The sequence below is a fragment of the bacterium genome (genome assembly GCA_009926305.1).
In the GTDB taxonomy this organism is placed as follows: domain Bacteria; phylum Bdellovibrionota_C; class UBA2361; order UBA2361; family RFPC01; genus RFPC01.
Genome location: RFPC01000068.1, coordinates 1 through 12,479, shown reverse-complemented (window position 1 = coordinate 12,479; position 12,479 = coordinate 1). Strand labels below are relative to the sequence as shown.

Here is a 12,479-nt window from a genome sequence, read left to right as displayed (position 1 = left end):
GTCGTAAAAAAGATCAAGAACGCTCGCAAGACACCCTCTCCTCAAAAACAAACAGGTATTATATCTCGCTATACCTTTGATAACTTTGTTGTTGGTGCAGGGAACCAGTTTTGTCATGCCGCAGCCATGCACGTGGCGGAAAAGCCTGGCCATGATTACAATCCATTGTTCATTTATGGAGGGGTGGGATTAGGAAAAACTCACCTGCTCCATGCCATTGGCAACGCGGTTCTCTCTACTTTCCCCGAGAAAAAAGTTCTCTATCTTTCATCCGAGAGTTTTACCAATGAGCTCATACAATCTTTGCGATTTGCCAAGATGGATGAGTTTAAAAATAGATTTCGGAATATCGACTTGCTTCTCATTGACGACATTCAGTTCATGTGTGGCAAGGAAAGGACTCAAGAGGAGTTTTTTCATACCTTCAATGCGCTCTACAGCGCTAAGCACCAGATTGTTATTACCTCAGACAAGGTTCCAAAAGATATTCCTGGAATAGAAGAGCGACTTCAGACTCGTTTTGCGTGGGGGCTAACAGCAGACATACAGGCACCTGACTTTGAAACTCGTGTAGCCATTTTAAATCGAAAAGCTTCCATAGATGGGTTTGGATTGCCAGAAGAAATAGCTCACCTCATAGCAGAAAGCATCTCATCAAACGTAAGAGAGCTCGAAGGAGCGTTAACTCGACTCAATGCGCTTTCTAGTCTTCAGGGTGTCCCTCTCTCTCGAGCTCTTGTTGAGTCTGCACTACGTCCCATGATGAAAAAGAAAGTGCATACCTCCATTTCAGAGATTCAGAGGGTTGTATCCGACTATTTCTCCATCAAGGTTTCAGAGATGGTCTCGAAGAGACGCACAAAAAACCTCTCTTTTCCGCGACATGTAGCCATGTACCTGTGTAGGAAGCACACCACGAGCTCTTATCCGGAAATAGGACAAAACTTTGGTGGAAGAGACCACTCGAGCGTTATACATGCAGCAAACGTTGTTACGGGTAAAGTTAAAGATTCCAAGGACCTACAAAGGCAAATTCAAGAGATGGAGGAACAGTTGTTTGCTTCCTGACGCAATTTGCCAGCGCGACACACAAGATTTTTGCTCGTGAGCCCATTTCATCTGTGGGAAAGCCTCTTATATATCTAAAATTAATGTGTTTTTTTCGGTAATTGCTGTGGAAAAGCGGTGAGGTCTTGTCTGCTCTTCTCTCATATCTCTACTGATTGTCTCTTGTGGAGCAAACAGTTCCCGGATCGTGCCGTGTTCTGCCGAAGCGACTGACTCTTTTTCCACAGCCAAATCGTGGTTTTTCTATATTTATTCTTTAATATTTATTAGAAAGAGCCATTGTATAAGAGAAAAACGCTCAATTTCTTCGAGGTAAAGAAAATCGTTTTTTCCAATTTTTTTCGCAGATTTTATACGAATTTCCGATAAAGAAGTGCTATTGTCCTCACCATATTACCTTAGAGATCGAGATAATCATTATGGACTTAAAACTTACAAAAGCAGACCTATCACGTGCTCTTTCTTTCCTACAAAGCATTGTTGAACGCAAAACAACAATGCCGATTCTCGCTAACGTGCTTATTAGTGCGGATGAATCTGAAGGGCTGAAGATATCTGCCACCGATTTAGAGATTACGGCTGTCGTTCAAGTCCCAGCTCAAGTAACGCAAGGTGGAAGTACAACAGTGAGTGCTAAAATCTTTCACGAAGTGGTTCGAGAGCTGCCTCATAGAGACGTCCGTTTAACGCTTTCTCAGGGAGAGCGACTCCAAATCGAGTCCGGTAAATCCAATTTCTCAATTGTTGGGGTTCATTCTGAGGAGTTTCCTAGTCTCCCTGGTATTAGTATCAAACCGCAGTGCACCGTTAAGGGGCAGCAGCTTCTTGAGATGATACACAAGACGGTTTATGCAGTGTCTCATGATGAGACCCGGTTTAACCTAAATGGGGTATGTTTTGAATCGGTCAAGGGGAAGGGAAAAACAGGCTCAAATCTTCTTCGTCTTGTAGCGACCGATGGTCACCGTCTTTCCCTTATCCAAAGACCAGTTGAGGGTCTTGAATTTGAAGGGAGTCCAATCGTGCCGACCAAAGGGCTCGTAGAAGTGCGCAAGCTTCTTGATGAGGCAACTGATGTTCCTGTGCAGGTTTGTATCTCTGATGGCTTTTTTGTCGTTGACACAGGAAAAGCAAAGGTTTCAATGCGACTCATTGATGGTGAATTCCCGGATTACAATCAGGTTCTCCCGAAGAAAGACGGGGTTTCGATATCACTACCGATAGCAGCATTTGCTCAAGCAATAAAAAGAGCTGCCCTGATGGTCACTGATAAAGGGAAGTGCATAAAACTAGACTTCAGTACGGGCAAGCTACGCCTATCAAGCTCTTCACCAGAGCTTGGGGAATCTACAGAAGAGCTTGAATTGGACTATAAGGGAGAGCACTTAAGCATAGGATTCAATGCTCGCTATCTCCTAGATTTCTCTTCTTCAATAGCTGAAGAATCGAACTTAGTCATGAACCTCGGTGGGGAACTGGGGCCAGCAAAACTCTATGAAGAGCATGATGATTCATATTTTGGAATCGTGATGCCAATGCGATTAACGTAGTATATCTCGTTGTAGGGGGGTTCTTTCATGAACTTCCACGTTATTCGGTAGCTGTTTTGTGTTCGATAGCTTTTTTGTATCAACCAGGTGCTATGACCTTGTAGTCGGCATACCAGTCGGGGCTTCAGAGAAGAATAGTGCCTTAGAGTTCTCGTTTTGCAGACTGATGCCGTTCTAGGGAGATGTGCGTTGTACTTAACGAATATAAAAACGTATTCATTTCGAAACTTGCATGATGGAGAAATAGATTTTCACCAGGGGATAAACCTGATCCAGGGAGAAAACGGGCAAGGCAAGAGCAATCTCATAGAGGCGATACACGTCCTCAGTGCATCAAAGACATTTCGTCCGTGTAAACAAGGCGATCTTGCTGAATGGGAGAAAGATCAATTCTCGGTTTTTGGAACCGTTTCATCAGAAACCGAAGCCGCGCAGGAATTCTCGCAGACACAGATTGGCGTCTCATATGAACGTGGCACAAAAAAAGTCTTTATTAATGGAGAACCGACAAAAAAAGTTGGTGATTATGTTCGGCGGTGTCCTGCTGTGACCTTTGCTCCTAAAGACGTGGATCTCATCTACGGCTCACCGTCTGTTCGCCGAGCATTTTTTGACCGCTATATATCAATAATCTCGCCAATGGCGTTAGTTTCTCTCACAAGCTATCAGAAGGTGATTAGAGCGAAGAACGCCTTGCTGAAAGAACGGGTCCCAAATATGGACCAGCTCATAACGCTAAACGAGATGTTAGCCCAACATGCTGCGGTTATTACTCAAGAGAGAGGCTCCTTAATAGAAAAGCTTCAACCTCTCATTGAGCATCACTATGAGCAGTTTGCACGCGAGGACGGAACCGTTCGTCTCAGCCTCGTTGACTCATTTCTTGCCCGTTCAGAGGAAGCTACAACGCCACAAGCATACCTGCCAATTCTAGAGGGGTGTCTTTCAACAGAAATAGAGAGAAGAACCACCCTTTTAGGCCCACACCTCGATGATATACACTTTGAGCTTAACGGTAGGTCTGCTCGACAATTTGCCTCACAGGGACAGGCAAGGAGTCTCGTTCTAGCCCTCCTGGTTTCGATTCTACATGTGATTGAAGAGCGTATATCCGTAGCGCCGCTCTTATTGCTTGATGACTTCTCCTCTGAACTTGATGAGGGGAGGATGCGACGATTTTTTGAGCTCCTTCGCCAGAATAAATATCAGGTTTTTATCACCGGGACAGATCTGTCAGGACACGACCTTACTCAATCAGATACAACCCTATTTCACGTTCAAAAAGGGGTCATCGAGCGAGCAAATTAGGGAGCAAATTCTTCCACCATTTCCTTTACGAAACCGTTCTAACATTCATATAATTTAGGGGTTCGCTGAGGTCATAAACCATCCTTTCAACCCGTTGCATTCCTTTGAACGTGCGACTTGAGAAGAGACAGTTCGGCGGGGACTATTGTCCTTATTCATTTGTGGAGATGTATGGAGAACTCGACAGCAGAAAATGCTCTCAACAAAGACGAGAAGCTGACTTATGGATCAGAGCAGATAAAAGTTCTTGAAGGACTTGAAGCGGTTCGTAAGCGCCCCGGTATGTACATCGGCGATACGTTCGATAGGGGATATCATCATCTTGTATACGAAGTTCTTGATAACTCTGTGGATGAGGCGCTCGCTGGGTATTGTGATGAGATAACGCTAACGCTCCACATCGATGGATCCGCCACCATTCAGGACAATGGCCGGGGAATCCCAACAGGTATGCATCCGACCGAAGGCGTCAGTGGAGTCGAAGTTGTAATGACGAAACTGCATGCCGGAGGAAAGTTTGAAAAGGATGCCTATAAGGTTTCCGGTGGACTTCATGGGGTAGGGGTATCCGTTGTAAATGCATTATCAGAGTGGCTGAAAGTTCAGGTTCATCAAGATGGGAATCTTCATGAAATGAGCTTTAAGCGCGGCGCCCCTGATGAGCCGCTGAAAATAACGGGCTCAACAGACAGAACGGGAACTACCGTTACCTTTTATCCAGACCACGAGATATTTTCGGAGGTTAATGGATTTCAAACCGAGACCCTTGTTCACAGAATCCGCGAACTCGCGTATCTCAACGCTGGACTCAAGTTTAACGTTCGCGATGAAAGAGACGGAAAGGAAGAGAGTTTTCATTTTGAGGGTGGTATCAAGAGCTTTGTTGAGCACGTCAATAATAACAAGCAGCCCCTATTTGACACCCCGGTTCATATTAAGGGGGAGCTTGATAGTATTCAGCTCGAACTCGCCTTGCAGTATAACCAGGGATATCAAGAAAACATTTTTACATACGCAAACAACATCAATACCACCGAAGGCGGAACACACCTTGCTGGATTTAAGGCGGCCTTAACCCGGTGTATCAACTCTTATGCTACGAAAAATGATTTACTGAAGAACACGAAAGATGGAATCACGGGCGATGATACCCGCGAAGGAATAACCGCCATTATTAGTGTTAAGCTCCCAGAACCACAATTTGAGGGTCAAACGAAAACGAAGCTTGGTAATAGCGAGATTAAGGGCTTTGTTGAACAAATTGTTGGCGATCGCTTAGGGGTGTTTCTTGAACAACAGCCTGGTGTAGCGAAGACGATAGTGAATAAGGCTCTTGAAGCTGCAAGAGCTCGAGCTGCTGCCAAAAAGGCTCGAGAGCTTGTTCGAAGAAAGGGCGCACTGGACTCAGCAGCGTTGCCTGGGAAACTTGCAGATTGTCAAAATGAAAACCCCGAGGAAGCTGAGCTGTTTATTGTTGAGGGAGATTCGGCAGGAGGTTCTGCAAAGCAGGCAAGAGAAAAATCAAATCAAGCAGTGCTTCCATTGAAGGGAAAGATTCTGAACGTCGAGAAAGCTCGTTTCGACAAGATGATCTCGTTTGAAGAGATACGGACACTTATTACCGCGCTGGGGACTGGAATTGGCTCTGACAATTTTGATGTATTGAAGTTGCGATATCATAAAATCGTTATCATGACGGATGCTGATGTTGACGGAAGCCACATTCGCACCCTTCTGTTAACTTTCTTTTATCGCCAAATGAATGAGTTAATCGCGCGCGGGCACCTTTATATTGCTCAACCACCCCTTTATCGGATTAAGCGTGGCAAAAAAGAAAAGTACATTAAGAGCGAAGGCGAGATGGCCGACTTGGTTGTTGGAAACGGTGTCGATGGTTGTCGTTTAGAGTCGCGGAATGGCGTTAAGACGAGCGAGCAGCAGTTGAAGCATCATGTGTTAAACCTCGGCAGGATGAATCCGATTCTTGCGGAATACCGAAACGAGCGCAGCGATAGTGGCTTGCTAGTAGAACTTGCGATGCGTGCAGACGACACCGAAGAAATGTTTCAATCGGAACAGAAGCTGGCAGAAGTTGGGAATCATATCCTCGAGAAATTTACTTCCGATGAAAAGTCGCAACAGGTCAACTTTGCCGTTGTTCAGGACAAGCCAGTCTCCGCTGAGGGCGGTGATACCAACTCTTCTACAGAAACAACCTATTCCGTGCTGTTCGAAAGTAGGGTCCAAGGCGTTCTAAAGAAGACTGAGTTTAGTAAACGAATATTTAATCAGGCGAGATTTCAACGACTGCGAAAAATTCTTGAAGAAGCAAAAAAACTGGGCGAAGCGCCTTACCATCTTTATGATGAAAAAGACTTGGTAGGAGATTACGCGAACTTTAGTCACCTCGTTCAGGGAATTGACGAGCGAGGAAGAAAGGGGCTGACAATATCTCGCTTTAAGGGTCTTGGAGAGATGAACCCAGAGCAGCTATGGGATACAACGATGAATCCCGAGACAAGAACGTTGCTCCGAGTAGAGATTGAGGATGCACTTTCAGCCGATGAGATATTTACGGTCTTAATGGGCGACCAGGTTGAGCCACGCCGAAACTTTATCGAGGAAAATGCGTTAAAGACAAAAAACCTCGATATTTAAGGTTGTTAAGCGGCTGGTTGATCCAGAGAACGAAACCTTTATACTGTCGACTTTGGTATCTGAGAGACGAGTCTACGAAAAGTCGTCTCTCGAACAAAACGTTTGTTTCCGACCTGTTGGCATCGCTGTTGGTAGAGATGCTCAGAAGACGGAACCGTTACTACCCCAGTTACTACAGAAAAGTGGTGTAGTTTGAAAAAGATTTCTTTTACGAAAGAACAGATAGGAATTGGATGGTTCCATTCGTAGAGAGAGATATTTCAGTTAGCTATTAGGAACGATATGGCATCATTAGCAAAGAGAACAAAAGCAAAGAGAAATCAGCGAGATCAGAAAATTGCCAAGCGTCGGCAAAAGAAAACTCGCACGAGAGAGCGCAAGCTACAACAATCATCGGAAATTCTTCTTTCCGAGTAGGCTATCCTCTCTCTCGCCTCTTTTTTGACCACCCAGAAACTTCTCGTTGATCAGCGCGTGTTACTGCTAGCGCATCTTTCGACACATGCTTTGTGATGGTTGAACCTGCCCCTACCGTAGCTCCCGATCCAATTTCTACAGGAGCTACCAGTGACGAGTTGCTGCCAATAAAGGCGCCATCACCCACAACGGTTACCGATTTATTATAACCATCGTAGTTACATGTTATTGTGCCGGCGCCAATATTTACTCCAGCACCGATCGTTGCATCGCCAAGATATGAGAGGTGTGAAGCTTTTGTTTCGTTGCCCAATGAAGACTTTTTGATCTCAACAAAGTTTCCGATTTTCACTTCATTTCCTAACTGAGTACCGGGACGCAAGTGGGCAAAGGGGCCAACCGCCGAGTCTCTACCAATCTCGGCCCCCTCGATGCGACACCCCCATTTAATGACGGCTCCTGCGCTGATTACCGAGTTTGATATATGACTCATTCCCTCGATAACGACATTGTCGCCAATCTCAACATCTGGACCAATCACGGTGCTCGGACCGACCTGGACGCCTTTACCGAACTTCGTTTTTGGACTAACGACAACCCCTTCTGGGAGCAGAAAAAGGACTCCCTCTCGAGTGAATTCTTCAATTATCCTTTCTCGTTGTATGGCATTCACCTGTTGCAAATCGCCGAAGGAGTTTACTCCTGTCAGCTCCTTGCTCGAGCAAGAGGAGCTGACCACCTTCTGTCCTTCCTCTATGGCCTTTCCGACAATGTCAGTCAGATAAAATTCACCTTGCGCATTATCTGGTTCTAGCTGGCTTAGGGCTCCTGGAAGGAAAGCTGAGTCAATAACGTAGACACCAGAGTTCACCTCTTGTATCGCTAGCTCTACTGGCGAGGCGTCGCGAGCCTCTCGAATTCCAAGTAAGTTTCCACTATCAGGACATCGAAGTATTCGTCCGTAAGAGCCAGGCTCTGAGTGGTGTGCTGTTAAAAGAGAGAGGGTTGCGTCCTGAGCTCGATGGTTGTGTATGAGAGAGACCAGAGAGCTTTCCAAGAGAAGAGGAGCATCACCGCAAAGGATAAGGACCTCTCCAGTAAATCCATCAAGAGCGGGTAATGCAGCCTTTACAGCATCTCCAGTACCGCGTTGTTCGCTCTGAATACAGAACTCGAGTGATGCCGTAAACTCTTGTCCATGCTCCTCGATGAGCTCATCTCGATAAGTTCTTGCCGACTGCTCTACCTCATCCGCCTGAAATCCAGTTACCACCACCATCTTTTCGGGCTGGAGACCAACGACGCTCTTCATAACCTCTTGCAAGAGTGGTCCATTAAAAGAACTTCTTAATACCTTGGCGGTTTCGCCGCCCATTCTTGTGCCCTTTCCTGCCGCAAGAATTACAATTGCTAAACGCTCTGTCATATTCCTCTCTTCTGTTCTCAATAAACATGACGTGGTGAGCGACATTCTAGAGGGAATTTACACGAGAGTACACATTTTTGAATTTTCCAGCTTCTGTTCGTAGCTAGAGGCAACACGAACCTCCTTCTTCGCGATTGCTCCTCTGTGTTACGACGATATACCTGGAAGAAGGCACGAGAGAAGTGCCAGCACTACCGGAGGATATACCCTGAGACGAGTGAACTCTATCGAGTGGTGTATCTACTGCTCTCCTCTCCGTACAGAGAATCAATCGGTTAGCCAGTTCTTGAGCGACTCTCAGACAAGGCACGTATAAAAACGCGTCTTAAGTCACTGAGGAAGGCATGAGCTAATAACGATCAAGAAGATGATGGTACGTGGTTACTAGGGTACGTGGTTGCTAGCTATAGTGTAATCACTCATCATATGTCCCATATCTGCCGACACTCCTTTCACTACATCGAGGACCCAGATGCCAAAGCCATCACCTGAATTTAACTTGTCATGTAACTCCAAATCCTTTCGAGCTCTGCTTGCTACACAGTTCTTTGGTACATTCAATGATAATCTTTTTAAGACCATCATCTCGCTTCAGGTTCTTGGCAAAGCAACGACAGAGGAATACAGCATACTTTTTCTATCGCTGACTGCAGCACTGTTTTTTCTGCCATACATCATCTTCTCGGCAGTTGCCGGATGGATCTCTGACCAGTTCTCAAAATCACATGTCATTATTAGGACAAAGCAATTTGAAGTTTTGATTATGACGCTTGGTTTTATCGCTTTTTACGTTCGTTCGGATCTCGGTCTTCTTTTGGCCGTTTTTTTGATGGGAGCTCAAAGCGCACTTTTTAGTCCCTCCAAATTTGGAATTATTCCAGAGATTATGGCTGTAGAAGAGATTTCGCGGGCGAATGGGTTTGTAAAGCTTGTTACCTTTGCTGCGATCATTTGCGGCACGGCAATGGCTGGAGTAGCGCTCTCAGGAATCATAGAAAACCCAGGATATATCTGCATCTCAATTGCGCTGCTTGGAATGTTAACAAGCTATCAGATTCCTTTCGTGAGAAGTATTGGTGAGGCAGGAGCATTTTCATTTAATCCAATCACTCCGAATCTCACGAACCTAAAACTTCTTTACCAGAGGAAAGCTCTCTGGTTGACCGTTATTGGCAGTGCCTTTTTCTGGTCATTAGGAACCTTATTCCAATTAAATATCCTCCTTTTTGCGAAAGAAGAGCTTCAATTCTCAGAAACGGCTACCAGCGTACTTCTCGCGATACTCGGGATTGGTATTGGGGTTGGGAGCGTGTTTGCCGGAAAGGCCTCGGAGGGAAAGGTAGAGCTCGGACTCATTCCTATCGGCGCGTTTGGAATTGTGACGTGCAGTACACTCCTCGCCTTCTCTGGAAACATCCCCGGATTACCTCATATTGCAATTTGCTTACTTGGAGTCAGCTCAGGATTTTTTATCGTGCCACAGACAGCGTATCTTCAAGAGTTCAGCCCGCCCGAAAAGCGTGGGCGGTTTATTGCAGCTTCGAACTTCTTCTCAAACTGCTGCATGTTTATTTCGAGCATTCTTTTCTGGATATATATTGACTATCTCTCATTCTCGGGCAGAGGTCTCTTTCTGAGTATGAGCTTGATATCCCTCGTTGTTGCAATCTACCTAGTCCGACTACTACCTGAAACCATGATGAGATGCGTAAATTGGATTGCACTTCACTGCCTCTATCGGATTCAAAAAGAAGGCACCGAGCATATACCTAAGCAGGGAGGGGCTCTACTTGTTGCAAATCATGTGACATACGTTGATGCACTACTGCTCCTCGCGGCACTACCTCGACCGGTTCGATTCATCATGTATCGGCCCATTTATAATAGCTTTCCGATATATCCGATTGCAAAGCTTATGAAAGCAATTCCCATCTCTTCATCAGACGGAAGAGAGCAATTGGAGGCAACGCTTCGCGAGTGTGGCAAGCTCATTGAATCGGGTGAGCTTGTCGGGATATTTGCCGAGGGGGGGCTCTCGCGAGATGGTGATATAAAGACTTTTAAAACTGGACTTGAAACGATTATGGTGGGACGAAGCCAACCAATTGTCCCGATTCACCTCGGCGGGCTATGGGGAAGCATTTTCAGCCATTACGGAGAAAAGGTGTTCTGGAAATGGCCAAGAAAGATTCCTTATCCGGTTACGATAACCTTCGGAAAACCGCTACCAAGTTCAACCACAGCTTTCGATGTCGAAGAAGCAGTGAGAGCACTTCACGAGAAAGTGACCTCGGACTAGCCTGGCTTTAGCTACACCATTATGGGCCTTACCTTCACTATGCGGCTTCCGATGATGCCCCCTTTTATCTGCAGATAGCTTACCACTCTTCGGTGCCCTACGAACTGATTTTTAACGGGGTAACTTCTACGAATGGATTTTATCCACTACAGTTCTCTCTTCTCGATGCCCTTCATATAGTCTTTCTCGGAGTTTCGAAGATTGCTCGTGCACAGCCAGCGTTTAAAGAGTGCGCAGCACGTGCCCCTTATCGCCTACCATTGTCTCAGATCAGCGAATTGGCTCACGAATTTTGAATCATGCATTGCCACATTCAGCGGCAGAGTGCCCATAATAGAAAAAGAAGCTTTTTGATATTGGCCCCGGTGTATGACTGAAGATCCTGATTTGTTTGAGCATCGAGCAGATGGTTGTTTTATCGATGGCTACCAGCAACTTTGGCAATCCGAGAGTGTACTGGAAAAGATCCCCTTCCTTCAACCAAACAATGGGGCTCCAGTAATTGACCGAATCTTGCTTGTTAATGGGATCATGACAGAGATTGAACTCCACTTTTCTGACATGCAAGCTCTCGCGAATACAGGCGCTGAAGTAATTGGTATACACAATAGCACCCGAGGACTATGGCGTGACTTAAAGCAGTGTGTTTACGACCTTATGAATAAGGGGAATAACGCTGCCGCTAATACTACTAAGGAGGTGATTCGCTCCACTCTTGAAACTCGAAAGGATCTACATCTCGTGGGCCACAGCCAGGGGGCTATCATCATAAGTCGCGCCCTCCGCAATATTGTGACAGAGCTCAAGGAGTCTGGCATACCACGCCAGAAGATTCCCGATATGTTGTCACACCTAAAAATTGAAACCTATGGTGGGGGTGCTGCATACTTTACGGATGGACCCCAGTATGTCCATGTTGATAATTGGCTCGATCCTATTCCTTTTCACTTGGGGGTAGGAGCCTCATCTCAATTGTTCAATCAACGTGCAAGTCCTGGAAAAGGCGCGGTACAGTACACCTTCTTTCAATTGAATAATCCCTGGAAACGAGACCTCACGCTACCGCCTCAGAAGAGGTCTCAGCAGATTGCTCGCTTTGTGGACTATATGATACATGGTCCACAAGATATTTACTTCCCGCAGCGAAAATCATTCGCCGCAATGCGATCTGGTGAATATTCAGGTAAACAAATAGGATTTCTCCGGTTACACACCGAGAAAAAGAGCAGCCATTGATTGTCTGCTACGAATATTTCTTAGGAGGGTGGGGGAGACCGCCTCGTAAACTGAAAAATATCTCGTCAAACACTACTCCAACTCAATATTCCTCCAAAAACCATCTCTTCACTCTCCTCGTCGATAATTGAGCTATCCTCAGTCCATCAAGAATCATTCTCCCCTTTGCGAAATGTGAATATTTCACATAGTACGCAACAGAGTTCTCCCTCCCGTGCATAACATTGCTGGATTAGGAATGAGCCATCCAACGAGATTAAAGCAGACGCGCGCGTCATACACTTGAGCTCGATGGGGCCATTTGACAATTAAACTGTGTGATACAAGGAGATTATATGAGGTTTTTTCAAACTGTTTCCCGGGGAGGTATTCCCATACTGATCATGGCAGCTTTGGTTTTTACCGGTTGCTCTCAAACTTGCGGAACCTGCAAAGAGATAGAAAAGAACGAGGATGAGGTAGCGACATACCTCAGTGGGATAGCGAAGGCGTTCAGTACGGCGGTATATCAACCTGC

General features: G+C 45.7%; 8 protein-coding genes. 7 read left to right on the top strand and 1 reads right to left on the bottom strand.

From position 1 onward, the window contains the following. The 4 genes from dnaA to gyrB all read left to right on the top strand — a co-directional run. A partial coding sequence (dnaA, locus tag EBR25_10270; GenBank protein ID NBW41366.1) for a chromosomal replication initiator protein DnaA occupies positions 1-1,068 on the top strand: 1,068 nt, incomplete at its 5' end. Positions 1,069-1,487: 419 nt separating this feature from the next. Continuing rightward, positions 1,488-2,618 carry a DNA polymerase III subunit beta gene (gene dnaN / locus EBR25_10265; GenBank protein NBW41365.1) on the top strand — a complete coding sequence of 377 codons (1,131 nt, stop codon included), beginning with the start codon at positions 1,488-1,490 and terminating at the stop codon, positions 2,616-2,618. Between the two features lie 156 nt (positions 2,619-2,774). Continuing rightward, complete coding sequence (locus EBR25_10260; GenBank protein NBW41364.1) at positions 2,775-3,926, top strand: DNA replication/repair protein RecF; 1,152 nt, start codon at positions 2,775-2,777, stop codon at positions 3,924-3,926. 171 nt (positions 3,927-4,097) lie between these two features. Then, a complete protein-coding gene (gene gyrB, locus EBR25_10255) occupies positions 4,098-6,584 on the top strand; it encodes a DNA topoisomerase (ATP-hydrolyzing) subunit B (protein ID NBW41363.1) in 2,487 nt (828 codons plus the stop codon). Positions 6,585-7,002: 418 nt separating this feature from the next. On the opposite strand, the gene glmU is transcribed toward gyrB, so the two are convergent. Then, positions 7,003-8,472 carry a UDP-N-acetylglucosamine diphosphorylase/glucosamine-1-phosphate N-acetyltransferase gene (gene glmU, locus EBR25_10250; GenBank protein NBW41362.1) on the bottom strand — a complete coding sequence of 490 codons (1,470 nt, stop codon included), beginning with the start codon at positions 8,470-8,472 and terminating at the stop codon, positions 7,003-7,005. 427 nt (positions 8,473-8,899) lie between these two features. Here glmU and EBR25_10245 point away from each other — a divergent pair, with 427 nt between their 5' ends. The 3 genes from EBR25_10245 to EBR25_10235 all read left to right on the top strand — a co-directional run. After that, positions 8,900-10,726, top strand: a complete 1,827-nt coding sequence (locus tag EBR25_10245) for an MFS transporter (GenBank protein NBW41361.1) — start codon at positions 8,900-8,902, stop codon at positions 10,724-10,726. A 369-nt stretch (positions 10,727-11,095) separates the two neighbouring features. Next, a complete protein-coding gene (locus EBR25_10240; GenBank protein NBW41360.1) occupies positions 11,096-11,962 on the top strand; it encodes a hypothetical protein in 867 nt (288 codons plus the stop codon). A gap of 335 nt (positions 11,963-12,297) precedes the next feature. Continuing rightward, on the top strand, positions 12,298-12,479 hold a 182-nt coding region (locus EBR25_10235; GenBank protein NBW41359.1), incomplete at its 3' end, for a hypothetical protein.